The organism is Salinicoccus halodurans, assembly GCF_900114445.1.
Lineage (GTDB): Bacteria > Bacillota > Bacilli > Staphylococcales > Salinicoccaceae > Salinicoccus > Salinicoccus halodurans.
On sequence record NZ_FOTB01000003.1, the window covers coordinates 1 to 26,845 of the forward strand.

Here is a 26,845-nt window from a genome sequence, read left to right on the forward strand (position 1 = left end):
CAAACTCTCCATAATTGGAAAGCTCCTCTCGAGCTCATGTGATACTGCTGACAGTATCTGTTTGCGTTTTTGATTGGTCGCCTCAATGTGGGAAGCTCAACTTAATGTGAACCTCATTATCTCGGAATTAACGTTGACATATTGTCATTCAGTTTTCAATGTTCTCGTTTTCGACTGCTTAACTAGTATAGCATGAATGAAAATCAGATGCAACACCTTTTTTACATTTCTTAATGCCTCTAGCAACATTTGTTGTGTCGGTGCTTTATTTCGTCCGACAAGATATTACTATACAGGGTTTGTTTCATTTACGCAACCCTTTTTCTAAAAAAGTTTTGATTTTTACTATTTAATTTCATTCTCTTTTGTTGGAACCTCTCTATGCCGCCCTTTTGAGCTACTTTTCTTATATCCCTGCCAATCTTTCAGTGCAGCTGTTAATTAGTTTTAAGTATGGATTGATGAAATAGGATGGTGTATTTATACCCTTTCAGCATTTTTTATAACATGTTTCGTGGTATTTTATTAAAAAAAGAAAAGAGATGGCCAACTTTCTTCTATAGAAAGCTGTTCCATCTCCTGATCATAAATAATTCTTTACAGTTCCGTCCTGTGCTCTATCGCTTTGGACAGTGTGACTTCATCTGCATATTCCAGATCTCCGCCTACGGGCAGCCCGCTGGCAAGCCGCGTGGATTTAATCCCGATCGGTTTCACCAATCTTGAAATATACATGGCTGTCGATTCACCTTCGATATTCGGGTTCGTAGCGAGGATGATCTCTTTCACTTCATCATCCTTCAGTCTCTCTATTAATGATGCAACGTTGATATCTTCCGGTCCGATTCCATCCATGGGACTGATTGCACCATGGAGTACATGGTAAAGTCCTTTATACTCACGCATTTTTTCCATGGCGATAACATCTTTCGTATCCTGGACTACACATATGATACTCCGGTCCCTGTTCTTATCGCTGCATATATAACAGGGATCTATATCTGTAATGTGTCCGCAGATTGAACAGAATTGAAGGTCTCTTTTCACTTCCATGAGACTTCTGGAGAAATTGACGACATCGTCTTCCTTCATATTAAGAACATAAAATGCCAGGCGCTGGGCTGTCTTCGGCCCGATACCCGGCAGTTTCATGAAGCTGTCAATCAGCTTGGATATTGGTTCTGGATAATGCATATTACATCATACCAGGGATATTCATACCCTTGGTGTGCTTTCCGAGACGCTCACTTGTAAGTTCATCGGCTTTCGTCATTGCTTCGTTTGTTGCAGCAATGATCAGATCCTGCAGCATTTCGATATCGTCCGGATCCACTACTTCCTCGGAGATTTCTACATCGAGTACTTCTTTATGTCCGGATACCGTCACTGTGACCATACCGCCGCCGGCCGTACCTTCAACTTTTTCCTCTTTCAGCTTTTCCTGCTCTTCCTGCATTTTCTTCTGCATTTTCTGCATCTGTTTCATCATGCCCTGCATATTGTTCATACTGGTATTCTCCTCCAAATGTGTTTAGAATGATCATCTATATATTATATATGAAAATATTGTTTTTATAAACTGATTACGACCGTGTTTCTACTATATCATTACCGAATATCTCTTTGGCGACATCCGACGGCTTCTTCTCATTAGAAGACTCCTTCTTTTCCTTATTGGCTTTCTTTTCCTGGATGTAGTCATGTCTGACCTGCAGCCAGCTGGAATCCGGAACACCGACCACTTTGACTTCCTTCTCTATAATAGAAGGAATGAGCGTTTCCAATTCTTCCCGCTTCTTCTCGTCCTTATTAATCAGATCACTGTGGAGATCGTTCTGGAATTTAAGCAGCACGTGCGTGTCACTTGCTGCTACCGGCTCCGAATCTTTAATAAGGGACCTGAGGGAATGGTACCCTTTCTCTTCGACATGCTGATACACTTTCGGCCAGTCGTCCTTCAGTTTCACCAGATCTTCCTTGTTGGCGTGGTCGAGCACTTTTTCAATCTGCCGCAGGGAGAATCCTTTCGAAGGTGCATTCCTCATCTGCTTCTTCTCCTGTACCGGAGCTGCATTAGTCTGTGGCTGGTTCGCCAGGCGCCGTTCAAGTTCTTTCAACTTTTGTTCAATATGCGAAAGATCGACGTTTTGTGTTCCGGCCGCCTGGTCATTCCTGTTCAGTACCTGAACCAGTTTCACGATCACGACTTCAAGATGCACACTTGTATTTACAGAAAATCTCATCATGACCATCGCATCATTCAGCACATCTATCATTTCGTAGAGTACCTTGTCCTCAGTATGATAGAACGCAACATCTTCATCCGCCTCGCCGGAATGCTTCATCAAAATAATGTCTCTTATATAGTAGACAAGCTCATGGATCAGACGGGTCGGATCTTTCCCTTCATCAATAAATCTGTGATAGGTAATAAAAGCCTCTCTCGAGTCTTTCTGCTCTATCAGTCTGAGCCAGTCATTCAGTTCTTCGGATTTTATTCCGCCTGTAATCATTACAGCATCATCCACGGTAATATAGTCATTGCTGTATGCAATGACCTGATCCATGATGCTGAGTGCATCCCGCATTCCGCCTTCAGATGTGCGGGCGATATACTCAATTGCATCATCTTCGTATTCAAGGGATTCCGAATCTGCAACATATTTGAGCCGGCCGATGATTTCGTTGATCTCAATCGCTTTGAAATCGAAACGCTGACACCTCGAAATGATTGTCGCCGGTATTTTATGGGGCTCTGTCGTCGCCAGTATGAAAATCGCATGACCCGGCGGCTCTTCCAGTGTTTTCAGCAGTGCGTTGAATGCACCGGTAGTGAGCATATGCACCTCATCAATGATGTACACTTTATATCTTGCTTCAGAAGGTGCATATTTGACTTTTTCCCGTATATTTCTGATTTCATCGACACCGTTGTTACTCGCAGCATCAATCTCTATCACATCGTTTGCAGAACCGTCTGTAATGCTCATGCAGATGTCACATTCGTTGCAGGGCTCGCCTTCGGAACCAAAGCGGCAATTGAGCGCCTTGGCGAATATTTTCGCAATACTCGTCTTACCGGTTCCCCGGGGACCGTTGAACAGATAGGCGTGTGATTCCTTATCCCTGATGATTGCGTTGCGCAATGTTTTGGTTACGTGCTTCTGTCCGACAACATCCTGGAATGTCTGGGGTCTGAAAGCCCGGTACAAAGCCTGATATTCCATTCAACAGCACCTCCGTAATTAATATTCCATGTCCTTTATTATATCATATGTCACACTTCGCCCCTAATAACTTAAAGCAAATAAAAAATGACTGCATCATCAGATACAGTCATTCGATATGTAAACCGTGCACCGTTTCTTTGAACACCCGGCACAAGCGTTACTCAAATCACCAGCTCAACTTCGGCTGTCCTACGGCACATAGAATGGGCCACTTAATGCTGCTTCCTTCCGGACCTGACATGGTTCGTGACGTTCTATTGCATAGGACCGAAATCTCAACACCAGTGAGATTGAGGCAGTCCTCACACCGAGTGTCCTCGGAAACGGAATTCAGTCCTGCTAGAGCGGATTGCAGGTACAGGGCACCGCTACCTCCCCACTTAGCACGGCACACTAAATCATAACAAAATCAAAACTTCAATGCAAGATAAATATATTAATCCCCATGGAAACGTCTGGAGAAATCAACGAATTTAAATTCACTTGCAAGATGTTTCGAAATATTATATTGGAACGGTCTTGCATCATTCAGATGGACAACAGAACGGACTGTTGCCACATAAGACAGATCATTATGATCAAAGAGTTCAATTTCATGCTCCGTCATCGCATCAAATGTGATTTCTTTGTGGGAATACGCAATCGTCAGCCCCAGTTTCTTCTCAATATACTCATAAATCGAGTCTTCTGCCACCTGGATACTGAGCCCGGGCATCATATCCACGGTAAAATAGTCCATATCGACAATATGGGTCTTCCCCTCATATTTCCGCTGCCTTATCAGCTGCCAGACTTTATCTTCCGGTGCGAGATCCAAAGCAACCATCACTTTCGGAAATTGTTCCGCCGGATATCGCTTCAGCTCGACTACTGCAGTCGAGTATTGTTTGGTTTTCAACTGCTGAATCTCTTTAAAGCTGGTAAGGTGGGAAACTGTGAAATCCATTGAAGGATTATAAATGACAACGGATCCCTTACCCTTCATCTTCTGGATAAAGCCATTCTCCTGAAGAAGATTCAACGCTTTCCTCACTGTTTCCCTGGAGACATCAAACGTTTCAACCAAACGATGTTCAGAAGGTAGTACATCATCTTTTTTGTATTTGCCTCCGGATATGTCGCTGGATATTTCCTGATAGATCTGGTTGTATTTGTTCAAATTCATCTCACTCACCCTGTCACTTTCCGGCATTATTGCAATTACATCCATGATATAATTCTTTACGGCGTTTGTCTATATAACATCAATGCTTCAAAAGGCCTGAGCTCTGTACTTTTATCTTCGTAATTTGAGATGAGGATTTCACCTCTTGTATCAAGATTCTCCGGGAACGGAATTGATTTATTTCTGAAGTTCGCAATCACCGTAATCGTTTCTTCATTATATGTCCGCTCGTATGCAAAAACCGCGCGGTCTTTCATGAGGTGCGGGATGACACTGCCATAGGTGAAGTGATCCATTTCATGACGGAGCGATATCAGCTTCTGATAAGTGTAGAATATGGAGTTTTCATCTTCGAGTGCTGTTTCGACATTGATTTCCTGATAATTTTCTGCGAGTTCAATCCACGGTTCCCCTGTCGTGAATCCGCCATGCCGGTCTTTATTCCACTGCATCGGTGTTCTGGCATTGTCTCTCGATTTCGAACCCAGGATATCCAGAACCTGCGCGTTGGTCATTCCATTTTCCTTCATCGCACTGTAGGCATTCAGACTTTCAACATCACGGTACTGATCAATCCGTGTGAACTTAGGATTTGTCATTCCGATTTCTTCGCCCTGGTAAATATAAGGTGTCCCTTTAAGTCCATGCAGTGCGATGGCGAGCATTTTTCCGCTTAATACGCGGTTTTCCTCCGTATCATCCTGCCCAAATCTTGAAATGATGCGCGGCTGGTCATGATTGCACCAGAAGATTGCATTCCACCCGCCGCCTTCATCCATTGCCACCTGCCAATCCATAAGGATGCGCTTCAACTCGATGAAATCATAATTTGCCAGTGTCCATTTTTCTCCACCGGGGTAATCGACCTTCAGATGATGGAAGTTAAATACAGAGTTCAGCTCATTGCGTTTCGGGTCTGTATACTTCAGGCAGTGATCAATTGTAGTGGATGACATTTCACCCACCGTCATGACCTCTTTATCACCGAAAGTATTGCGGTTGAGTTCATTGATGTAATCATGCACTTTCGGACCATCCGTATAGAACTCCTTGCCGGGACCGTCCGAGTTTTTAAATTCGCCTTTCGAAATGAGGTTGACGACGTCGAAGCGGAAACCATCCACTCCGAAATCGATCCAATAGTTGATCATTTCATATATTTCTTTACGCAAGCTCTCGTTCTCCCAGTTAAGATCCGCCTGAGACACGTCAAATAACCGTAGGTAATACTGGTTGGTTTTATCATCATATGTCCATGCATTACCGCCAAATTTGGATTCCCAATTCGTAGGCGGTCCCGCTTCCGTGCCGTCCTTCCAAATATAATAATCGCGGTACTTGTTATCTTTGGATTTTCTGGATTCAACGAACCAGTTATGGGAGGTCGACGTATGGTTGATGACGATATCCATCATGACTTTAAGGCCGCGCCCGTGAGCCGCCTCCAGCAGTTTTTCCAGATCTTCCTTCGTCCCGAACTGCGGGTTCACCTCGTAATAGTCGCTGATATCATACCCATTGTCGTTCATCGGAGATCGGTAGACGGGTGTCAGCCATACATAATCGACACCCAGCATCTTGACATAATCCAGTTTTTCTATGATGCCCGGAATATCCCCTTCTCCGCTTCCTGTCGTATCATTGAAAGATTTCGGATAAATTTGATATACAACTGATTTTCTCCAGTCATTGGATGCCAATGTAAAAACTCCTTCATATAATTAATTAGTCTACGTCCACCATATCTTTCGTCTTCTCTTTGACAAATCTGGAGAATAGCAGTGTCAGCAGGAACGGTACTACGATGGCAATCAGCATACCGATTGAGAACAGCAGCCAAAAACCGTCTGTAATCGAGATGACACCAGGCACACCCCCGACACCGACACTGTAGGCTGTCAGCATATTAGCCCCGAAAATACCGCCGACTACGGCTGTTGTCAATATCGCAGCAAGGAATGGATATTTCAATGGCAGGTTCACCCCGAACATCGCCGGTTCAGTAACACCCAGCCAGCCCGAAATACCGGAAGTCATCGCCAGACCTTCTTCCTTTTTCTTTTTCTGGCTGCGGTAGATCATCCATGCTCCGAATGCCGCAGAACCCTGCGCGATGTTTGAAATCGCCAGAATCGGCCACAGGAATGTCGAGCCTGTTGTACCGATCAGCTGCAGATCCACTGCCAGGAACATATGGTGCATTCCGGTAATTACAAGCGGTGCATAGAACAGACCATATACCGCTCCGCCCAGAATACCGGCAGTTTCAAACAGCCAGATGATTGCATCTGTAATGAGCGTACTGCCCCACAGTGTGATCGGACCGATGATTGTATAAGTAAGAATACCGACAACAACGAGTGCGACAGGTGCAACAACAAGCAGTTTGAACATGTCATGTACCCGCTTGTTCAGGAACAATTCCACTTTCGCAAGCACCCATGTCGCCACAAGCACCGGCAGCACCTGCCCCTGATAGTTCAGCTGCTGGATTTCCAGTCCGAATACGTTCCATGTAGGAATCTCTGCAAGTTCGCCGGATTCACTGTCGAAGAGCCCGTACTGACTCGCAAGATCCGGGTGGCATAATGCAACACCGAGTGCTATACCAAGCAGCGGATTTCCGCCGAACACTTTCATCGCGCTCCAGCCGATGAGCACCGGCAGGAAGATGAATGGCGCCACAGCAATGAAGTTGATCATACTCGCAATACCTTCAATACCCGGGAATCGGGTAATTATGGAATCATTTTCCCAGAACAGTCCCTGCAGAGTAAGCAGGTTATTCAAGCCGAGCAGCAGACCTGCTGTAACGATTGCCGGCAGGATCGGAATAAAGATATCCCCCAGCATTTTGATGAACTTTTGAAGCGGATTCATCTTCTTGGCCGCAGCTGCTTTAACTTCATCTTTCGAGCCGCCCCCTTTACCTGTCTCCTCCTCGAAAATCTTAAATGCTTCGTCTACCGTCCCTTGACCGATTACAATCTGAAACTGGTTGTTCGCTGCGAACGAGCCTTTAACCAGATCAATGGAATCCAGCTTCTCTTTATCCACTTTGGATTCATCATCCAGTGCAAGACGCAGTCGCGTGACACAGTGTGTTGCTGCATTGACGTTCTCCTGACCCCCAATTGCATCGATTATCTGTCTGACCTCGTCGCGGTTTACCGCCATTCTTCCCACACTCCTTTTATTTTGGATTATATCGCCTCAACTATAACATGTCTATACAGTTGTGTAAAGGCTTTCAAATGTTGTGAAAAGTAACATGCATTCAATCAACTTGAGTTAAAAATTTTAACGGGAAAATAATAAAAACCGCTCTGTCGAGCGGTTTTTATTTTCTCTTCATGGTTTAGACTGCTCATATGCTGCTTCGCCGTGGAACACATTATCCAAACCTTCTAATTCCTCTTTATCATCTGTTCGCAATGTAGTGAATATGCTTATTGTCCTGGCGATGCAGAATGTCATGACTGCACTGAAAAGTATTGTTGCTGTCACTGCTATAATCTGTACCAGCAACGGTATGAACCCACCGCCGGCCAATAAACCATTTGCGATATCAGGGTTCACGGCGTTCGTTTGAAATACACCTGTACCGATCGCACCAACAATACCGCCGATACCGTGTAATCCAAATGCATCCAGTGCATCGTCATAGTTAAGCAATACTTTAATTTTCGTGATTGCAAAGAAGCATATTGCGCCTCCAATCAGTCCCAAAGCCAGTGCTCCGAAGTAAGTAACAAAACCAGCTGCCGGCGTAATGACCACCAGTCCTGCAAGCATACCGGATAATGTACCGACCAATGATATTTTCCCCTTCATTATCCATTCCACAAAATTCCAGCCGGCGATTCCAGCTGTGGACGCAAGTACTGTGTTAACAAATGCGAACATTGCGATTGAGTCAAATGTCAGTGCACTGCCTGTGTTGAACCCAAACCAGCCAAACCACACGAGAATGGCACCGATCATTGTAATGACTAAATTATGCGGCGGTTTTTTATTATCAGGTTTTCTTGATCCAAGTAATAATGCGAGCACAAGCCCTGACACACCTGAAGATATATGAACAACCGTCCCTCCGGCAAAGTCTATTGCGCCGATAGAATGAATCCATCCGCCGCCCCAGACCCAGTGGGCAACCGGACTGTATACCAATAGGACCCATAATGCCATAAACACAATGAATGGTCCGAATTTCATACGTTCAGCGACAGAACCTGTAAGTATCGATACCGAAATCGTACAAAACGTTAATTGAAAAACCATATATAAAGCAAATGGAACAGTTTCAGAAAATGCCGGGTTTGGTTCGAATCCTACATTGGATAAGCCGATAAACGAGAAATCACCAATCCAGAGATTGCTCCCGCCAAAACTTAAAGAAAAACCAAGTATCACCCACGTGAACGTTACGACAACAATTGCTGCAATACTGTGCATTGATGTGTTCAGCACATTTTTAGATTGTACAAGACCACCGTAGAATAAAGCGAGACCAGGCGTCATTAACCAAACGAGCAAAGTACAGAGAAATAATAAAAGTGTATCCATGTTCAACCACTCCTTAAAAGTATGGGAACATTATATAACTGTTTTCCGAATATTCAAAATCCATGTTAAAAAGCCTAACATTATATGTTAGACTTTCTGACATGTTACAGTATTTTATCTCCTTAAAGCTCTTACTATGAATAGAATTGCAACAAGAGCCAGGAGTATGACACCGACAAGAATCACAGTAAGGTTATTTGAAGATCCCCCATCCTGATCAGCCATCACCTGATCATCCGTCTCAATACTCTCTTCGGCAGGTGTTTCTTCCAACACGAAAGTAATACCGCGTTTACCACGGTCTTCAACGCTCAGGCTGAGCATTTCCTTTTCAGCAGTGTACCCTTCAGGGGTTTCCACCTGAAGTTCATATTCGCCGGACGGCACTTCTGTAAAAGAGAAATTTCCATTTTCATCGGTTGTCACTTCATCTTTTTTGTCCCCTGTCAAAGTGACAGTGACAGCCTCAAGACCGGCATCATCAGAAAGGACCTTTCCTGCAATGGAAAACTCATCCACTTCCGCTTTATTAATCGTCACTTCTGTCGTTTCCTCCACGGTTTCAGGTTCGACATAGCTTTCCTCCGTCGGTTCTTCTGTTATCTCTTCAGTCACTTCCTCGGTGACCTCTTCCGTCCATTCCTCCACCTTTTGCTCAGCAGTCTCTTCCTCATAATAGAATTCTTCTGTGGATTCCTCATAACTTTGATAAGGTTCTTCAGTCGTCTGCTCATATTGGGGCTGCTCATTCTGCGGGGGCACATATTCATCTGCAGGTTCTTCAGTCTTGTTGTAATTCTCTTCAACCGACTCCTCTGTCGCTTCTTCTGTCGTTTCTTCAGATATCTGCTGCTCCGTCGATTCTTCAGTCGTCTGTTGTTCCGCCGATTCTTCAATAGAAGTTTCTTCTGCTGTGTTTGCCGCAACACCCGGAACCGGAAGCAATATTAAAAGCAGTGCAATGACTGCTGACCGTTTAATGGTATTTCTCATGACAGCCTCCTAAATCAATCTAATACCCTATAATATACCAGATTTTTGAAATTTAACCTATACTTACTTACATTTCCCAAGCGTATTCAACCGCATTCTTTTACACAGACACTATTAATATATATATTAATAGATAATGAACACATTAGGGGGGATATGATGTCATCCAAAATAGAAAAATGCACCTTCGAAGATTTAAAAACACTCCAGAAAATCAGCTATGATACATTCGATGAGACTTTCAGAGACCAGAATACAGAGGAAAATATGAGAACATATTTGAATAATGCCTTTACCGAAGAAAAACTGACTGCAGAACTCAGAAACCCATCCTCCCAATTCTTTTTCGTCTATCATAATGATGCAGTTGCCGGTTACCTGAAAGTGAATACCGGAGATGCACAAACTGAAGAAATGGGAAAAGAGGCGCTCGAACTGGAAAGAATCTATATCAGCCGGAACTTCCAAAAGCTCGGTCTAGGGAAGCAGCTGCTCGACAAAACATTTGAAATCGCCCGCTCATCGGGCAAAGAAAAGATTTGGCTCGGAGTTTGGGAAAAGAATGAAAATGCACTCGACTTCTATAGAAGAAAAGGATTTATACAGACCGGCGCCCACTCTTTCTATATGGGGGACGAAGAACAGACAGATCTGATCATGGAAAAGACGTTAAACTGATACCAGGGAGGCTATTTATGTTTATTCCAAAGCATTTCGAAGTCACAGACATGAATGAAGTCAGGGATTTTATCCGCAGCAATTCATTTGGGACCATTATAACCACCGATCAGGGCAGGCCCACAGCAACACATCTGCCGTTGGAATTGAATGAAATCGAGGGGGAGTACTACATCACCGGCCACTTCGCAAAAGCAAATCCGCAATGGAAGACACTTGAAGAACAAAAGGAAGTCCTGATCATATACCAGGGACCTCATGCCTATATATCATCCACATGGTATGAAGATGAGAATGTATCGACATGGAATTACCAATCCGTCCACGTATACGGCACACCGTCAATACTGGATGAAGACGCATTAAAGGAAGATCTCAAACGCCTGATGCATAAATACGAAGGCCACAAGGAGAACGGTGCAGTATGGGAAAATACATCCGCTGACACGAAAAAGCAGATCAACGGCATCGTCGGATTCAAAATCAAAGTGGAAGAAGTCCAGGCCGCATACAAGCTGAGCCAGAACAGAAATGAGAAAGACTATAAAAATGTCATAGACAAGTTATATGAAGAGAAAGATCCGAATGCACATAAAGTCGCTGATGCGATGAAGAAACTGAGATAAGGGTTATTGCCCGGGAAATACAGCAAAACGAATCTTCATAATAAAAATCCCATGCTGCAGATATTTATGTCATCTGCAGCACGGGACCTGATAAAAAATACTTCTATTTTATTGTCGGCAGGATCCTGTCACCAATTTTCGAGAATAAAAACGCTCCGATTGAAGTCGTAATCAATGTCGAGATCGTAATGGTGATAAAGCTGAACCAAAACGGTATGCCAAGCACCATCCATAGCATCAAACCCACGAAAATACCGCAGAGTATGCTGTACTGTCCGACGTTGACCCAGATGTTTTTAATGAAATAGCTGATCGTATAGGAAATGACGGCGATGCCGACACCCGTTAAAACATCCATGAAACCGAGACCTGAAAACAGATTGGCAATGCCGACACCTAAAATGATTCCCGGGATGTACTGGCGGTTGAAAAACGGAATAACGGCGAGCATCTCGCTGACACGGATCTGGATCGCCATCGTCCCGATGGGATTGATCACCGTCGTTGCAACGTATAGAGCAGCGAGCAATGCATTATAAATCAATGTCCTGTTTTTGATAATATCAATCTCCTTAGTTTTTTATACAGGGAGGATCTCGAACCTGTGATAAAAACACTTTCAAATTTAACCTTATAAATTTTACACCATGCATGATCATTTTACAATATGAAATGGGGAAATATCATGAAGTATATCGTATTGCTACGCGGTGGAGCCTACGGGGCAAAGATCAACAATAACCGTCTTGAGGGAAAATCGAAACTGTCACTTACAAGCCGCAATCAGAATACAATGGAAAAACTTTTTGTAAAAGCACAAGAAATGGAAGGAGATTTTTAATCGCCCTTCGTGCATCACAACTTTCTCATATCCCAGCTTCTAAAGCCAACGACTCTCTGATGTTCATGAAATTCCTTGAACAATGCGAGCGTGTCCTCATATCTGACGCCGTCATTGATGTAAATTCTTCCATAATCATAAGAACCTTTAGATGGTAAAGCTTCCACCCGGTAGACGCCGTCTTCGCCCACAGCCTGGAGACTTTCGATTTCCAGACCCGAATTCATATAACCCAGATGTATGAATTCCCCGGCGGGACCCGATACAGCAGTCTTCACCGCTTTTTCAATCTGCGCCCAATCAGGTTCCATAACCTTTCCATCACCGTCGGCCAGCAGCCAATATTTTTCTGCAGGTGCCGTTTCACCCTGCTTATCATTCTTCTTGAAAAAATCAAACAGTCCCATGGATATCCACCCCTCTTTTATAGTACTCACAAAACTTAAATCTTAAATCCATCATACATTACTTTTCTTCCTCTAATATGTAAACTGTACATAAAGGATGTGAGAGTAATGAATTTGAACGCAATAGAAGTACTATACCTGCACTTTGTCAATGGGAGAACCCATTATGAAGCGGTGATGTATGACTTCTGGATTACTCAATATTCATCGAAGGCGGAAGATCTAATAGAATCGCTGCTGGAGAAAGAAGTAATTTATAGGAACGATGATCTTTCAGTGACTTTGAAAAAGCTGAAAGTCCCAGAACTGAAGCACTTGTTAAGACACAGCGGCATCAAAATCTCAGGCAACAAAAATGCATTGATCGAAAGGATAATAGACAACCGTCGTTTCATTGACTTAAAAAATGAGAACCTTAAAAGTGTCTATACCGTAAAAGATGTCTATAAGCCTTTCTTTGAGAAAACGGATTTCATAAACTACTTTCACTTTAACGGCCATATCAGCGTGTATGAAGCTTATGCCTACTACCTGGTCCACCCTGATAAGTCATCAGAAGAGATTATTACAGGACTGCTGCAGGAAAATATTGAAAACAGCATCAACACTCCTAATAAATATAATGCAATCAAGTCATTCCAGCTGCTCTCTCATTTTTATCAGGAAGAAATGAACGATCCGGAATCTTCCATACACTATCTCAATAATTTCACTATGCTCATCATTCTTCAATCCATTTTGAGTTATCCATCATATAAGACTCTCCAGTCAGGCAGTCATTTCAATATTGATAACTTCACTGCTGACAAATACAGAACAATCCTCGATACCGGCCTGATGACACCGTATACGTTGTATCATGCGTTAGTTGATGACACGGATAACCTTCCCTATTCATATAAAATCCGGAACAAGGCGGCAAGGTTCATTATTGATCATGTGATGGATGACGAGGATGCTGAAATAAAATTAAGAAGCCTGCTGGATGATGAAGAATAATTTACTATCAGCCTGAAAAGTTACAGGATTAAAAAAAGCAGCGTTTGCCCTTTTTCCAGGCAACCGCTGCTTTTTTACATTCTCTTATACTTCTATTTCTCTTCTTCTGTCTCCGGCGCTGTTTCATCCGGAAGTGCTTCTTCGAAAGCGACACGTTTCTCTTCCAGTTCTTTTTGGGTCTGTTCTCTGTAGCTCGGCTCATAAACGAGCTGTTTTCTTTCGAGCTCCAGAATATCGTGTTCACTGCGCAGGGCTTTGAACAGAGATATCGCTAACAGTATGACTATAAATGTGAATGGGAATGCCGCAATCAGCATAGCCATCTGCACTGCCCCTAAACCGCCTGACCAGAGGAGCACTATTGCTGTTCCAGCAAGAATGACACCCCAGATCATCTTAATTTGGAGTGGCGGGTTCAAGCTACCACCTGTTGTAAGCATACTGAGTACGAATGTACCACTATCGGCAGACGTGACGAAGAATGATGCAATAAGCAATACTGCAATTCCCATGATTAATGCCGCAGCCGGATAGTTCTCGAGGAATGCGAACAATGCGACTTCATTACCCTGGGCCTCCATAAGGCTGTAAAGACCGCCACCAAGGATGTTGTCTGCTTCAATACCTGCAACACCGAAGATCGCGAACCAGATTGCACTGAACAGGACCGGTACACCGGTGACACCGAGAATGAATTCACGGATTGTCCTGCCGCGTGATACACGTGCGATGAAACTACCAACGAAGGCAGCCCAACCTATCCACCAAGCCCAGTAGAATAAAGTCCAATCGTTCAGGAAGCCTCTGTCTCCGACGAATGAATTCATATTGAATGTCATACCTACCAGATTTTGAAGGTAGTTTCCTGTGTTTGTCATAAATGCTTCAACCATCTGGATAGATGAACCGAAGATAAAGACAAAGACCATTAATGCAATTGCGATGATCACGTTACCCATACTCAGGTAGCGGATTCCTTTATTTACGCCAGTCGATGCGGAAACAATAAAGGCGACCGTAATAATCAGGATAATAATGGTCTGCGTCACAAGATTATTATCTATTGCATCAAAACTGTAGCTCAAACCAGCTGTGATCTGTGTGGCACCGAGTCCTAGCGACGTTGCGATACCAAAAATAGTTCCGAATACGGCAAGAACATCAATGCTGGTGCCAAGCCCGCCATTTGCTTTATTACCAAGTATCGGTGTAAGCGCCGAACTCATTAATAGTGGTGATTTGTGTCTAAAATTAAAGTATGCCAGCGCAAGACCGACAACTGCATATACTGCCCATGGATGGAATCCCCAGTGGAAGAGCGTATACTGCAGTGCTTCCTGTGATGCACCAGGCGTTGCCCCTTCTCCCAGTACAGGTGGATTATAGTAGTGAGTAAGCGGTTCTGTAACTCCGTAGAACACGAGTCCGACACCCATACCCGCAGTAAACAGGAATGAGAACCATGTGAAATAGCTGTACTGGGCTTTTTCATTCTGTTTGCCCAACCTGATTTTACCGTATGGGCTGATAACCAGGAACGCCGCGAATATAACAAAACCGGTCATTGCCAGCATGTATACCCAGCCGAACTTGTTTGATATGAAGTCATTGATATAGCCTAGGACCGTCCCAAGATTTTCCGGGAAAATCGCTCCCCATAGAATAAATACAAATGCTATGGAAAGGGAGACATAAAAGACCGGTGTGACTTTTGATCTGTTGATCATTGATAAATCCTCCTAAATAGATTTGTATCGTTTACTTTTCTTATAGAACTAAAATAAATCCGGGCGGTCATCCAGAAACAGACAGTCCATTTTTAATGTTGCTCCATTAATTTAAGATGGTGCAGAGTAAATCACAAATAAAAAAAGAACCTTAAATTAAATAACATTCATAAAATGAAATTTCAATCTACAGCCCAAATATGATTTAGTTATATAAGAAATCTAAGCACTTACAACATTCACCATCGTAACACGTAACCAATAGCAAGAGAACAGCTGTAAGGAAATGAATACGCTTACCATTGATTTTCCAGGAAAATTTACAACTTTCGACTTAGTACAGCCTCCTTATGTGGTAAACGCACTCCTATATACCTGCAGATAAATATTAAAAATGCAGGTTCAAAATCATTTTAAAAGCTGCATATCACATCTCATGCAGCTTTTAAATTTCATTATACCGCCTGCTTTTCAGCAAGACGTCTTTTTTCAAGTTCCAGCACCTGCTGCTGAAGTGAAGCATCCGATTCTTCACGCCTGTCCTGAACAATATCTGCAACTTCGGAATCCCTGGCATAAAGATTAAACAACTGTGACTTTTCATCAAGAAGCTCCATCATACTCACATCTATACTGTCTTCAGTCAATAATCTGTACACCACGACATTCCGCGACTGTCCCATGCGGTATGCCCTGCTGATTGCCTGTTCTTCAATAGATGGCTTCCATTGGGGTTCACATAAAATGATGATATTGGCAGCCTGTATATTCAGCCCCACGCCGCCTGCGGTAATCTGCGATACCAATACTGCTCCCGGTTCCGCTGCTGTGAAGTCATCGATAATCTGCTGTCTTTCGGCATTGGGTATATCTCCTGTAATTGCAGGAAATGACGGCCCTGTTAAATGGTTCTGAACAACAGTGATCACGTCTCTGAAAAATGAGAATACCAGCACTTTATGACCATTTTCTTTTGCCTCTTCGCAAATATCCACAAGAGCTTCAAGTTTGGGAGAATCTGCAGGCGTCCCGCCTGCCCATGCCGCACGCCGCATCTTCATCATTTGGCTTGAAGCGACCGCATTTTCATATATCCCCTGCTCAGTTTCACTGAAATCAGACCACTGTTCGATTACTTCCAATTCAGGCAGTTCACCCAGTACATCTGCACGGTTGCGTCGCAGGTAAACCGGTGCGATTTCCCTTTTGAATTTTTGCGGTTCGAGCAGATGCAGCTCATTTGATAATTTCAGAGCTACACGGGGTTGTAACACACTTAGAAGTTGTTTCATCTCCTCCAGGCGGTTTTCGAGTGGAGTGCCGCTCATATATACGGCGTATTCCGCCTGTTCGGATAACTCATAGACACTTTTAGACCGCTTCGCTCCAGGATTTTTGACAAAATGTGCTTCATCTACGATCAGTATATCCAACTTTTCAATTTTATCTTTATCCATGTTGCGCGTATGGCTGAAAGTGGTGATGAGCACCCCTTCATTTTCCAGCCAGTCATCAAATGCTTTATCCCTGTTTTTTCCGTGGTATACATACGTGTTGATATCCGAAAACTTATTCACTTCCCGCTTCCAGTTGGCCACAACACTGAGTGGACAGACGACAATCGAGTAAGATTTTCCGGCATTCCTTAAATGATTGATTGCCGCCAGCGCCTGGATCGTCTTGCCGAGCCCCATTTCATCTCCAAGCAATATCCTTTTATTATGAAGGATGTATTTCGCACCGAACTCCTGGTAATGACGCAACGTAAGCCCCTTCAGACCTGTAGTCTCAAGCGGAAATCCGTTCACCGCTTCCACAATTTCAGAAGGGATATCAGCCGCCGACTTTTTCTGTGTATATCCGGTCCCATTCTCGATTTCAGTGTAGTATTTGATGTTGTTGGATATAAAGTCATCCCTGAGAAATTCATTGCTCACTCCGAAATTGATAATTTTATCGTAATTCTTTCTGATTGTATCCATACTGGATAACAAGTCACTCTCATTCAAAGCATCGATTTCCCGGGAAATCTTTCCTTTGGCTTCTTTCGACTGGAACAAGCTCATAAAGAAATTCTTCTGGGTCTTTATTACATCAAACCGGTCTTTGAACTCCTTGCCAAGCTGATCGATTTCTTCCAGTAAGTGTTCTCTGTCGATTAGAATCTGCTGCTTTGAATAAATTGTTCTCAATACGTCGTAATCCAGTTCCGACAGATTGTCAGGATCGATCCTTCCCTGCACCCGGGCGTGAACAGATTGCTTAATTCTTGATACTGCATCATGCAGAGGATAGGCGGACTTCTCCCCTACACCGCGAATTTGCAGGAATTGTTCCGGCGTGCAGTCCGCCACATCATATATGGACTTGAAACCCGCATTGACCAGATTGTTTATAGGCATGCCTTTCTCAATCGTAGAAATCGTATCGATGTGCATTTCTTTCAGCCTACCCTGGGCAATATGAGTTTTGACATGCTGCCATAACTCATTGATTTTCGGATTAAAATAATCCTCACCATACTTCCTGATTTCTGTAATTTTCGAATCAAGTTCCTTTTCAATTTTTATGACATCTTTTTTGTTATTGATCATAGCACCCTCGCGAAGTTTGATTTATTCGGATACTTATTTAGTATTTATCTCATATTTTAAATCAGAAATGACTACTTTTCGATCATCTTTATACATAGTTTTTTCTGAATATCTATATATTACCTTAACAAACTTCCAACCAAAATGACTTGAAGCTTGATTATCTGCTTCTGAGCCTATTCCATTTCGATGACATTCAACTCGTATATGAATTCTTCATCGAAACTGATATTGATATAGTTCGCCCCCTCCACGCGCGGGATATACGCCGGTGCATCCTCGATTTCTATCGTTTCAATGAATTCACTGCCACTGTAATAGCTGATGGAAGCGGGCACGGTGATGGCATAGTCCGCAGATGGATTATATTCCAGCGCCTCCGTGACAGCATGATTCTCAGTCTCTGCAAAGTTGCCATTTTCATCAATCACTTCACCGCGCATCAGGTTTTCTTCCGAAAGGAATTCCTGGCCGAACATGATCTGGCCGGCGAGATTTTCTTCCACAAGTTTACCTCTTCCGACAAGCTCTGCAGGGGTGGTATTCACTTCTTCCCCTTCCACGGCATCTTCCATTGCAGCATTATAAAACTCAAGTTCATCCTTTCTGCTTTTTTCGATACTGAGCATTACACGATCAGCCTCAGGCACTTTTTCTATAATCAGAGAACCACCGTGTCCATAGTTGTTGGTTTTAATGAACTCTTCACCGTAATAATATGAAACATAGGAAGCCGCTGTAACGGTATAATCCTTTTTTGGATCATATGGAATAAAGTCCGTCCGTGCCATATGGCTGCGGGCGTCATCCTCTCCCTTGTAGTTTATCCAGAATCCTTCCTTGAAAGTCACATCAGAGAGCAGATCCTCCGGAGGCTGCTCTTCACTCTTTTCCGGCTTGCCATACCCTTCGGTATCGTCACCCTCTAGCTTATCTTCTATTTGTGTATCTGTTTCCTCCGAAGAAGCTGCCTCTTCTGTATCATCTTCCACAGTATTTTCTTCGGATGTTTCATCCTGGATTGCATTTTCATCCTCTGGCGGCTGTTCCTGATTGCATCCTACGAGGACAATGATGCTCAATATTATAAATAATAAGAGTCTCATCCTTTCACCCCTGCCTCTTTATATGCTTTAAACCAATCATACAGTATTATTTATAAAATCTGAATATTTAAATTAATATATACTAAAAAGACCTTCTGATCCTTAAGGACAGAAAGTCTCCTTTACATATTTTTTATGAGTTAAAGTACTAAAGTGTGGTACCTCTACTCATTTCCATTGATTTTGGAAACATTCTCCATAAACTCTTCAAAACTCAATCGGCCTAATGCAAATTCAGTGCTCTGTACAAATATACTTTCATTTTTAGTCAGTGCACGTTTTGCTTCTTTCTCAATCCATGTTTGTTCCATATCCAGAACATCCAAAACATTTTCCCGTTTTGAAAATGCTTCATAGTAGCGCAATCCGAATTTCCTCTGGGAAACAGCATCCATATGAATACCATCCGGGTTTGCAGTTAAGTTTTTAGATGTTACAAAAAAGCAGTCAGTCTCCTCACTGGCAACTTTATACAAGACCTTATTGATCTGCTGATACTCTACAGCACTTTTTCCAAAACCATCCTCTCCAAGATAATGTCCCAATTCCCCAATGATGATTGGAATATCAGGTGCATTCAATTCTTCTCTCAAATGTTGGAATAAAGAGAGCAGCTTATTCTCATATGTCTTATACCGTTCTCCGAAACTGTCACTTTCTCCCTGGTGCCACAGTATTCCTATGATTTCACTCGTTTCCATAGCGAATTCAGCTTCAGAAACCGCATGTCTTGTTAAAGGACCATCAGGGGACCACTCATCAATGGAACTTCCGCCTTCCGCGCATGGGATCAGGCCAATGGACTCTTCCGGATGCTCATTCGTCCAGATCTGGGCAAAAGAAGCTGCAGGACCTATGCCCGAGATATGACGGTCAAAATTCAGCGGTTCAGCCATCATCTGCCACCTGCCGTTTCTCAGCATTTTTATGCGCTCATTATAAATCGGCGGTACATCCTCTATGAATCCCCTTCCCGCCATATTCGACTGACCTATTAATAATATAGATTTCATAGAAAAACTTCTTTCTCATGGATTCATTACTAAATTCAATTTATAGTTTCAATTTATTCATTAAACAGGAACGCATTCAACTTTAGAGGCTCAATATATTCGCTATCTTTATACACACGCATGTTGCCGCCGGAAACTTCATCAATCAATAACACTTGCCCGGTCTCTGTGTCTCGTCCGAACTCTAACTTGATATCGTATAGATCCAGATTCTTTTGTGCCAGTTCATCTTTGATCAGTTCGCTGATCTTCACAGTTAATTCCGCAATTTGTTTATATTCCCCCGGTTTAAGAATATTCAAAGCTTCGAGCGCCGCTTCATTAATTAACGGATCCTGTCGCTCGTCATCCTTCAAAGTCATTTCCACATAGGCCGGTAATGCTGCACCCTCTTCAATATAATCACCATAGCGGCGGATGAAGCTGCCCACAGCTTTAAACCGGCAGATGACTTCCAGTCCTTCCCCGAAAACAGATACTTTTCTAACCCGCATTTCACGCGCTTCAATATCCGCATCCACATAATGAGTCGGAATATCCGCAGCATTTAATTTCTCAAAGAAGAAACTTGTCATCTGAAGTCCCGCTTTTCCCGAGCCTTCAACTTGCAGTCCAACCTGGTTTTCGCCCGGATCAAAAACGCCATCTTTACCAGTCATATCATCTTTAAAATATAGTACAATCTGTCCGTCATCATTCTGATATACATCTTTGGTCTTGCCTTTATAAATCAATTCCATATGTATCCACCTCATTCAGTTAGTTAATTTTTATTTTAACAGAGTGACGAGTGCCTTACCTTTAAAAATATAAAATCCCGAAAGACGAACTAAGATTCGACTTTCGGGATGATTCCACGTGATTAAAGATTTTTTACTATTCCCACTCAATGATGTTCTCCAATTATCACCCTGCTAGGGTTAATAAAAATCCTTTTATATCAATGTTTTCCAACTATTTTCTTAAAAAGAGTTCCAATACTATCTGCCCTTTCCCAGATAATTTGCCCTTTTATTGCCCTGAAAATCATTTATTTTAAACTGTCATAGTCTGGATTTAGTGTAAATGCTTTAATTAAATTACTACGAAAAAAAGTAGTATCCACACATATAAACTCATCTTTAATGATTTTATTTTTAAGTCCTTCCCCCAGGTCCTTAGCGACACTTTCAGCCTTCTCCATTTTTTCATGAATATTTTGTCCATCATGAAAGCTGACAATATCTGATATTACTACATTTGCATCCTGGCCCTCTGTAAACTCAAAAACAATTTTAAATTTTACAATCTCATTTTTCTTTACCAATGTTCACACCACCAAATAATTTACTTATATTAATGTAATATTGAATTGCTATAGTTGTTATCCGATACCATAAATATCTTATTTATCATTTGAATATATTAATCAGAATGATATAATATAAGTAACAAAAATCAGTTTCATGGTGTCATTGAACCCCCATTCTATGCTAGTAGATTGGGGGTTTTTTGATGTATCGGTTCTACACCTTCCTTGCTATCAGCAAAGAATTGAACTGGGTGATGGTAATAATTTTAGCACAATTTTTGATTCACTTCTTTAAAGACAAGTCGTTCATTTACGATGGAACCGGATTATTTCTCTAAAAAATCTTCTCAGTATCAAATTTTCTAACACTTCCATTGATTGGTCTAAGTTTTGATTAAATGATTACATACACACAAATCCTATCTTCATAAAACCTCTTCTTTGGCATGATCTTATCAAACACCCTAATCACACACTTGGAAACCAGCGTAATCAATATCTCTTTAATGTCTATTTAGGATCTACCCTATTTTCATAAACAACACAACATAAAGTTCATTTACAATATCAGAATTTTTTCATTTATTTATTTCAAAAAATTCCGTTTTGTTGAGAAAAATTTATACGTATTCATTATTCTTATTCAAATATTAGCTTGAATAATAAACTGAAGATGATTATACTGTATTCAAGTGAAAATTTGAATGAAGAGGTGGATTATGAATAAAAAAGATACTTGTGATATTTTTTGTTATGACGAAGAGAAGGTCAATCGAATACAAGAAGATTTACAAACCGTTGATATTTTTGGTGTTTCGGAGATGCTGAAATCCATTGCCGATGTAAACAGAGCAAAAATCACCTATGCCCTGTGTCAGGATGAAGAATTATGTGTCTGTGATATCGCAAATATCCTCGGTATCACTGTAGCCAATGCATCCCACCATCTGCGGACCCTTTATAAGCAAGGGGTGGTCACTTTTAGAAAAGAGGGCAAACTCGCTTTCTATTCACTGGAAGATCAACATATCAAACAGATAATGGTGATTGCATTAACACATAGAAAAGAAGTGATGACCAATGTCTGATAGCATTGCAGAACTCACTAAGGAAGAGAAAAACGTCTATCGCATCCAAGGGTTTTCTTGTGCGAATTGTGCAGGGAAATTTGAAGGGAATGTGAAAAAATTACCCGAAGTTCAAGATGCAAAGGTGAATTTTGGTGCATCTAAAATTTCTGTATATGGATCAGCAACAGTCGAAGAATTAGAAAAAGCCGGTGCATTTGAAAATTTAAAAGTGTCACCTGAAAAGCCTAGACGTCAAGCGCAAACAGAGGTTAATAAAGAGAAAAAAGTCTACCGTGTCCAAGGATTTTCTTGTGCAAATTGTGCCGGCACATTTGAAGGGAATGTGAAGAAATTACCCCAAGTTCAAGATGCGAAAGTCAATTTTGGGGCATCAAAAATTTCTGTATATGGATCGGCAACAATTGAAGAATTAGAAGAAGCCGGTGCATTTGAAAATCTCGAAGTGGTGCCTGAGAGAGCTCGGGAAGAAAGTGGACAGGACAAAAAAGAGAAGGAAGCCTCCCTTCCATTTTATAAAAAACACAGCACCCTGCTCTATTCGCTACTATTTATCGCTTTCGGTTTTATTTCCATGTTTGTGAATGGCAATGACAATATCCTTACACCATTACTATTTGTCACTTCAATGCTCATTGGAGGAACTTCAATGCTGAAAACCGGACTCCAGAATTTAGTCCGGTTTGAATTCGATATGAGAACCCTGATGACAGTCGCAGTGATTGGCGGTGTCATCATCGGAGAATGGGCTGAGGTCGCCATTGTTGTCATCTTGTTTGCCATCAGCGAAGCGTTGGAGCGTTTCTCGATGGATCGAGCAAGGCAATCCATCAGTTCATTGATGGATATTGCTCCTAAAGAGGCACTTGTCAGACGCAACGGACAGGAAATGACAGTGCACGTCAATGATATTGCTGTGGGCGATATCATGATTGTTAAGCCTGGACAGAAAATTGCTATGGACGGCGTAATTGTCAATGGCTACTCTGCAATCAACCAGGCAGCAATCACAGGTGAATCAGTGCCGGTTGAAAAATCGCTCGATGATGAAGTGTTTGCAGGGACGCTGAACGAAGAAGGCTTACTGGAAGTTAAAATCACTAAATTGGTTGAAGATACGACCATTGCCAAAATCATTCATCTGGTGGAAGAAGCACAGGGTGAGCGTGCCCCCGCCCAGGCATTCATTGATAAATTCGCAAAATATTATACACCCATCATTATGGGTGTCGCAGTGCTGGTTGCGATTGTACCGCCGTTATTTTTCGGTGCCAGTTGGTCTACTTGGGTATACCAGGGGTTAGCGGTCCTCGTTGTAGGTTGTCCATGCGCATTGGTGATTTCCACGCCGATAGCGATTGTTTCAGCAATCGGAAATGCTGCCAAGAAGGGAATCCTTATAAAAGGGGGGGTTTACCTCGAAGAAATGGGTGGATTAAAAGCCATTGCATTTGATAAGACCGGCACACTCACAAAAGGCGTCCCGGTTGTAACCGATTATCGTTTAATCGACAATGCAGTTGATGAAAAGGAAATGCTGGCAGCCATCACAGCATTGGAAGATCGTTCCCAGCATCCATTGGCATCCGCTATTATAAAGAAGGCAGACAGTTATAACCTTCCTTATTCTGATATCTTTGTCGAAGACTTTTCTTCCATTACAGGCAAAGGGATACGGGGTAAAATCAATAATGAAATGTATTATGTTGGCAGTCCGGCATTATTTGAAGAGATGGAGGCAGCTAATTTCAATGATGCAATTAAAAGTGATGTCAAAACACTTCAAGAACAAGGTAAGACCGTTATGGTTGCAGGAACGAAAAATACAGTTCAGGCAATTATTGCAGTCGCGGATGAAGTCCGCGAATCAAGTAAAGTGGTAATCCAGAATCTGCATCAGGCAGGCATCGAAAAAACAGTCATGCTTACGGGAGATAATCATAGTACTGCCCGTGCGATTGGTTCACATGTCGGTGTCACAGATATTCAATCTGAATTGCTCCCGCAGGATAAACTAGACGTAATCAAGCAACTAAAAACTGATTATCGTCATGTAGGCATGGTCGGCGATGGGGTCAATGACGCCCCAGCGCTGGCAGCTTCCACCGTTGGTATCGCTATGGGTGGCGCCGGTACAGATACCGCTCTTGAAACAGCAGATGTCGCTTTAATGGGCGATGACCTGAGGAAACTGCCCTTTACCATCAAACTTAGCCGTAAAACATTGAACATCATCAAAGCGAATATCGCTTTTGCCATTGGAATCAAACTGATTGCTCTATTGTTGGTCATCCCAGGATGGCTGACACTATGGATTGCGATTCTCTCGGACATGGGTGCCACTTTAGTGGTGGCCTTGAATGGCTTGAGGCTTATGCGTGTGAAGGAAGATGAATTAAGCTTGGGTTCTTCCCAGATAAATAAAAGTACTGATGTCCAAATATTGGAGTTGGAAAAATGATTGTAACGGTATTTACAGCTGCTGCCGTCTATGTAGCGACAGGAATCGACTATCTCGTCATATTGATTCTTCTGTTTTCGCAAATAAAGAAAAGGAACCAGATCAAATATATCTGGATTGGACAATATATTGGGACAGTCATTATTATACTCGCGAGTCTTCTGGTGTCATTGGGCGTTGCTAATCTAGTTCCCCAACAATGGATAATCGGACTGCTTGGACTGCTGCCGCTTTACCTGGGTATAAAAATATGGATTCAAGGTGAAGAAGACGAAGATGAAGGCAACATTCTCTCCCTTTTCTCTTCAGGCAGATTCAATCAATTATTCATAACGGTCACTTTCATTGTACTGGCTTCCAGTGCGGATGATTTCGCTATCTATATACCGTACTTTACGACTTTAAATATGATGGAAATCATTATTGCCGTCATTGTTTTCATGATCATGGTTGGTGTTCTATGTCTAATCAGCTATCGATTGGCTTCCTTGAATTTTGTTTCAGATAAAATCGAAAAATATGAACGTTGGATCGTTCCAATCGTCTTTATAGGATTAGGAATTTATATCCTATTTGAAAATGGCACATTCAACGCTCTGTTCTCATTCCTATTTTAATAGAAAATTTTATAAGCCGATATCTCTCTTTTAATGTGAGATATCGGCTTAATTTTAGTGCAAAATATCACTTAAATAAGTGCAAAATAAAGTCAAAAGTCACACCCAGATTTAAGACAAAGGTCTGCTAAATTTTAATCACCGATTCACATCCGGTTACCCCTTCTGTCACTTTCGTAATTATTCTGCACTAATTCAGACGATAATTTGCATTATAATTAAAGAACCCAGCTTGTCTTCGTAAGAAGACAAGCTGGGTTCTAAAGTAGTATGTGCAAAATAGTATTTAAAATATATGCAATTCATCGGTGAAAGAGACACTCTAGTGTTGTCTATTTAGGATCTACGGTAAAAATACAAATGTGATTATATAAAGTTACTTCAACACTCTGAATTATAATAATACCTTTTTTAAGTGAAGAACGAGTTAGAAAGACATCGAGAACACGAGATCTTGGGTAGTTGATTCAAATGTCATAGAAAGTTCCTAAACATTAGCTAACAGTGTGAAACTATCCTTATCTTATCTGTTAAGATGGATTATAAATGGAGGTGTTTGCATGGGCAGTGAGGTAACATTTCTCCTTGCATTCGGAGCCGGGGTCTTAAGTTTTGTCTCACCCTGTGTGCTTCCGGTCTTTCCTGCTTTTGTCTCATATATAACAGGTATGAGCTATAATGAAGTGGAAAATCAAAAATTTAATGTAAGAGCGATATTACATACACTTTTTTTCCTCATTGGCTTCAGCTTAGTGTATATCGCACTAGGTTTCGGTACGGTTTTTTTAGGTGGGCTACTGATTGAGCACGCGAATTTGATTAGACAGCTCGGTTCTATTTTAATCATTATATTCGGGCTGATTATTACAGGTGTCTTAAACTTTAATTTTCTGATGAAAAACAGAAAAATACATTTTAAAAACAGGCCCTCTGGATTTTTAGGTTCAATTTTTATAGGTACGGCATTCGGTGCCGGATGGACACCGTGTAATGGTCCAATTATTGGCGCTATTTTTGCAATGAGTGCAACGGCACCAAATAATGCTTTAATTTTAATGATTGTTTACTGTCTTGGATTTGCAGTCCCATTCTTCATTTTGAGTTTTTTTGTCTCACGTACCCGTTGGATGTTGAAATACTCAAACGTAATTATGAAGGTCGGTGGCGTCGTTATGATATTGATGGGTGTCCTTCTTTACTTTGATGGATTGACTCAAATCATTATTTGGCTTCAGCCATTCTTTGGCGATTTTCAAGGATTCTAGTTGCAAATATGAAAGTGAAAAATTCGTCTTAATGGAGATTATATTTTCAATAGATAAGTTTTAATTTGGTCTAAATCACTCAAAGAAGATAAGAAGTAAAATATCTATTGTTCTTGTTGCATCTTTATCCATAATTCATATAGTTGCTATAATCTTGAAAAATGTACTTGAATAAGCT

Annotated in this window: 24 protein-coding genes, 1 other RNA gene and 1 riboswitch; of the genes, 8 read left to right on the forward strand and 17 right to left on the reverse strand. The window is 41.9% G+C overall.

Annotated features, from left to right (window positions below; translation table 11 throughout):
• Positions 1-597 precede the first annotated feature (597 nt).
• From recR to BM271_RS06640, 9 genes are all read right to left on the reverse strand, one after another.
• Positions 598-1,194 (reverse strand): recombination mediator RecR, encoded by a 597-nt coding sequence (gene recR / locus BM271_RS06600; protein ID WP_046791346.1) that lies wholly within the window; start codon positions 1,192-1,194, stop codon positions 598-600.
• Position 1,195: 1 nt separating this feature from the next.
• On the reverse strand, positions 1,196-1,507 hold the full coding sequence (locus BM271_RS06605) for a YbaB/EbfC family nucleoid-associated protein (RefSeq protein ID WP_046791347.1): 312 nt from the start codon (positions 1,505-1,507) through the stop codon (positions 1,196-1,198).
• Positions 1,508-1,583: 76 nt separating this feature from the next.
• Positions 1,584-3,227 carry a DNA polymerase III subunit gamma/tau gene (gene dnaX, locus BM271_RS06610; RefSeq protein WP_046791348.1) on the reverse strand — a complete coding sequence of 548 codons (1,644 nt, stop codon included), beginning with the start codon at positions 3,225-3,227 and terminating at the stop codon, positions 1,584-1,586.
• Positions 3,228-3,352: 125 nt separating this feature from the next.
• Positions 3,353-3,619, reverse strand: an RNA gene (ffs, locus tag BM271_RS06615) — signal recognition particle sRNA large type.
• A gap of 47 nt (positions 3,620-3,666) precedes the next feature.
• Positions 3,667-4,440: a trehalose operon repressor gene (gene treR / locus BM271_RS06620; RefSeq protein ID WP_338061312.1), complete on the reverse strand. Its 774-nt coding sequence runs from the start codon at positions 4,438-4,440 to the stop codon at positions 3,667-3,669.
• Between the two features lie 11 nt (positions 4,441-4,451).
• On the reverse strand, positions 4,452-6,095 hold the full coding sequence (gene treC, locus BM271_RS06625; protein WP_046791349.1) for an alpha,alpha-phosphotrehalase: 1,644 nt from the start codon (positions 6,093-6,095) through the stop codon (positions 4,452-4,454).
• A 25-nt stretch (positions 6,096-6,120) separates the two neighbouring features.
• A complete protein-coding gene (gene treP, locus BM271_RS06630) occupies positions 6,121-7,572 on the reverse strand; it encodes a PTS system trehalose-specific EIIBC component (protein ID WP_046791350.1) in 1,452 nt (483 codons plus the stop codon).
• A gap of 174 nt (positions 7,573-7,746) precedes the next feature.
• Positions 7,747-8,967, reverse strand: a complete 1,221-nt coding sequence (locus tag BM271_RS06635; RefSeq protein WP_046791351.1) for an ammonium transporter — start codon at positions 8,965-8,967, stop codon at positions 7,747-7,749.
• A gap of 108 nt (positions 8,968-9,075) precedes the next feature.
• Complete coding sequence (locus tag BM271_RS06640) at positions 9,076-9,954, reverse strand: carboxypeptidase regulatory-like domain-containing protein (RefSeq protein WP_052749922.1); 879 nt, start codon at positions 9,952-9,954, stop codon at positions 9,076-9,078.
• A 159-nt stretch (positions 9,955-10,113) separates the two neighbouring features.
• Between BM271_RS06640 and paiA the strand changes: the two genes are divergently transcribed.
• On the forward strand, positions 10,114-10,632 hold the full coding sequence (gene paiA, locus BM271_RS06645) for a spermidine/spermine N(1)-acetyltransferase (protein WP_046791352.1): 519 nt from the start codon (positions 10,114-10,116) through the stop codon (positions 10,630-10,632).
• A 17-nt stretch (positions 10,633-10,649) separates the two neighbouring features.
• A complete protein-coding gene (locus BM271_RS06650) occupies positions 10,650-11,258 on the forward strand; it encodes an FMN-binding negative transcriptional regulator (RefSeq protein ID WP_046791353.1) in 609 nt (202 codons plus the stop codon).
• Between the two features lie 103 nt (positions 11,259-11,361).
• Here BM271_RS06650 and BM271_RS06655 read toward each other — a convergent pair whose 3' ends face one another.
• On the reverse strand, positions 11,362-11,802 hold the full coding sequence (locus tag BM271_RS06655; protein WP_046791354.1) for a QueT transporter family protein: 441 nt from the start codon (positions 11,800-11,802) through the stop codon (positions 11,362-11,364).
• A 22-nt stretch (positions 11,803-11,824) separates the two neighbouring features.
• Positions 11,825-11,869, reverse strand: a riboswitch (PreQ1 riboswitch).
• A 74-nt stretch (positions 11,870-11,943) separates the two neighbouring features.
• Here BM271_RS06655 and BM271_RS14275 point away from each other — a divergent pair.
• Complete coding sequence (locus BM271_RS14275; protein ID WP_158462242.1) at positions 11,944-12,099, forward strand: hypothetical protein; 156 nt, start codon at positions 11,944-11,946, stop codon at positions 12,097-12,099.
• Positions 12,100-12,113: 14 nt separating this feature from the next.
• Here BM271_RS14275 and BM271_RS06660 read toward each other — a convergent pair whose 3' ends face one another.
• Positions 12,114-12,506: a hypothetical protein gene (locus BM271_RS06660; protein WP_046791355.1), complete on the reverse strand. Its 393-nt coding sequence runs from the start codon at positions 12,504-12,506 to the stop codon at positions 12,114-12,116.
• Between the two features lie 108 nt (positions 12,507-12,614).
• Here BM271_RS06660 and BM271_RS06665 point away from each other — a divergent pair, with 108 nt between their 5' ends.
• Complete coding sequence (locus tag BM271_RS06665; protein ID WP_046791356.1) at positions 12,615-13,505, forward strand: SAP domain-containing protein; 891 nt, start codon at positions 12,615-12,617, stop codon at positions 13,503-13,505.
• Positions 13,506-13,597: 92 nt separating this feature from the next.
• On the opposite strand, the gene BM271_RS06670 is transcribed toward BM271_RS06665, so the two are convergent.
• The 6 genes from BM271_RS06670 to BM271_RS06695 all read right to left on the reverse strand — a co-directional run bounded on the left by BM271_RS06670 (position 13,598) and on the right by BM271_RS06695 (position 21,251).
• Positions 13,598-15,232, reverse strand: a complete 1,635-nt coding sequence (locus tag BM271_RS06670) for a BCCT family transporter (protein WP_046791357.1) — start codon at positions 15,230-15,232, stop codon at positions 13,598-13,600.
• Positions 15,233-15,687: 455 nt separating this feature from the next.
• Positions 15,688-17,826: a DEAD/DEAH box helicase gene (locus BM271_RS06675; RefSeq protein ID WP_052749923.1), complete on the reverse strand. Its 2,139-nt coding sequence runs from the start codon at positions 17,824-17,826 to the stop codon at positions 15,688-15,690.
• 176 nt (positions 17,827-18,002) lie between these two features.
• Positions 18,003-18,932 (reverse strand): hypothetical protein, encoded by a 930-nt coding sequence (locus BM271_RS06680; protein ID WP_046791358.1) that lies wholly within the window; start codon positions 18,930-18,932, stop codon positions 18,003-18,005.
• A 164-nt stretch (positions 18,933-19,096) separates the two neighbouring features.
• The gene (locus tag BM271_RS06685) at positions 19,097-19,945 is read right to left on the reverse strand and encodes a sialate O-acetylesterase (protein ID WP_046791359.1); all 849 of its coding nucleotides are present in this window, start codon (positions 19,943-19,945) and stop codon (positions 19,097-19,099) included.
• 53 nt (positions 19,946-19,998) lie between these two features.
• Positions 19,999-20,685, reverse strand: coding sequence for a phosphoribosylaminoimidazolesuccinocarboxamide synthase (locus BM271_RS06690; RefSeq protein WP_046791360.1), 687 nt, complete (start codon positions 20,683-20,685; stop codon positions 19,999-20,001).
• A 290-nt stretch (positions 20,686-20,975) separates the two neighbouring features.
• On the reverse strand, positions 20,976-21,251 hold the full coding sequence (locus BM271_RS06695) for a hypothetical protein (RefSeq protein WP_046791361.1): 276 nt from the start codon (positions 21,249-21,251) through the stop codon (positions 20,976-20,978).
• A gap of 704 nt (positions 21,252-21,955) precedes the next feature.
• Between BM271_RS06695 and BM271_RS06700 the strand changes: the two genes are divergently transcribed.
• From BM271_RS06700 to BM271_RS06715, 4 genes are all read left to right on the forward strand, one after another.
• Entirely contained in the window at positions 21,956-22,324 is a 369-nt protein-coding gene (locus tag BM271_RS06700) for an ArsR/SmtB family transcription factor (RefSeq protein ID WP_046791362.1), read from the forward strand.
• Positions 22,317-24,785: a heavy metal translocating P-type ATPase gene (locus BM271_RS06705; RefSeq protein WP_046791363.1), complete on the forward strand. Its 2,469-nt coding sequence runs from the start codon at positions 22,317-22,319 to the stop codon at positions 24,783-24,785. Before BM271_RS06700 ends, BM271_RS06705 begins: the two co-directional genes overlap by 8 nt.
• Entirely contained in the window at positions 24,782-25,402 is a 621-nt protein-coding gene (locus tag BM271_RS06710; RefSeq protein ID WP_046791364.1) for a CadD family cadmium resistance transporter, read from the forward strand. The genes BM271_RS06705 and BM271_RS06710 overlap by 4 nt, the downstream gene beginning before the upstream one ends.
• 560 nt (positions 25,403-25,962) lie before the next feature.
• Complete coding sequence (locus tag BM271_RS06715; RefSeq protein WP_020006653.1) at positions 25,963-26,667, forward strand: cytochrome c biogenesis protein CcdA; 705 nt, start codon at positions 25,963-25,965, stop codon at positions 26,665-26,667.
• Positions 26,668-26,845: the final 178 nt, after the last annotated feature.

Coding starts and splice junctions, on each gene's coding strand:
- recR (WP_046791346.1), bottom strand. CDS start 1,194: ATGCATTATCCAGAACCAATATCCAAGCTGATTGACAGCTTCATGAAA.
- BM271_RS06605 (WP_046791347.1), bottom strand. CDS start 1,507: ATGAACAATATGCAGGGCATGATGAAACAGATGCAGAAAATGCAGAAG.
- dnaX (WP_046791348.1), bottom strand. CDS start 3,227: ATGGAATATCAGGCTTTGTACCGGGCTTTCAGACCCCAGACATTCCAG.
- treR (WP_338061312.1), bottom strand. CDS start 4,440: ATGGATGTAATTGCAATAATGCCGGAAAGTGACAGGGTGAGTGAGATG.
- treP (WP_046791350.1), bottom strand. CDS start 7,572: ATGGCGGTAAACCGCGACGAGGTCAGACAGATAATCGATGCAATTGGG.
- BM271_RS06640 (WP_052749922.1), bottom strand. CDS start 9,954: ATGAGAAATACCATTAAACGGTCAGCAGTCATTGCACTGCTTTTAATA.
- paiA (WP_046791352.1), top strand. CDS start 10,114: ATGTCATCCAAAATAGAAAAATGCACCTTCGAAGATTTAAAAACACTC.
- BM271_RS06650 (WP_046791353.1), top strand. CDS start 10,650: ATGTTTATTCCAAAGCATTTCGAAGTCACAGACATGAATGAAGTCAGG.
- BM271_RS14275 (WP_158462242.1), top strand. CDS start 11,944: ATGAAGTATATCGTATTGCTACGCGGTGGAGCCTACGGGGCAAAGATC.
- BM271_RS06660 (WP_046791355.1), bottom strand. CDS start 12,506: ATGGGACTGTTTGATTTTTTCAAGAAGAATGATAAGCAGGGTGAAACG.
- BM271_RS06665 (WP_046791356.1), top strand. CDS start 12,615: ATGAATTTGAACGCAATAGAAGTACTATACCTGCACTTTGTCAATGGG.
- BM271_RS06670 (WP_046791357.1), bottom strand. CDS start 15,232: ATGATCAACAGATCAAAAGTCACACCGGTCTTTTATGTCTCCCTTTCC.
- BM271_RS06675 (WP_052749923.1), bottom strand. CDS start 17,826: ATGATCAATAACAAAAAAGATGTCATAAAAATTGAAAAGGAACTTGAT.
- BM271_RS06680 (WP_046791358.1), bottom strand. CDS start 18,932: ATGAGACTCTTATTATTTATAATATTGAGCATCATTGTCCTCGTAGGA.
- BM271_RS06685 (WP_046791359.1), bottom strand. CDS start 19,945: ATGAAATCTATATTATTAATAGGTCAGTCGAATATGGCGGGAAGGGGA.
- BM271_RS06690 (WP_046791360.1), bottom strand. CDS start 20,685: ATGGAATTGATTTATAAAGGCAAGACCAAAGATGTATATCAGAATGAT.
- BM271_RS06700 (WP_046791362.1), top strand. CDS start 21,956: ATGAATAAAAAAGATACTTGTGATATTTTTTGTTATGACGAAGAGAAG.
- BM271_RS06705 (WP_046791363.1), top strand. CDS start 22,317: ATGTCTGATAGCATTGCAGAACTCACTAAGGAAGAGAAAAACGTCTAT.
- BM271_RS06710 (WP_046791364.1), top strand. CDS start 24,782: ATGATTGTAACGGTATTTACAGCTGCTGCCGTCTATGTAGCGACAGGA.
- BM271_RS06715 (WP_020006653.1), top strand. CDS start 25,963: ATGGGCAGTGAGGTAACATTTCTCCTTGCATTCGGAGCCGGGGTCTTA.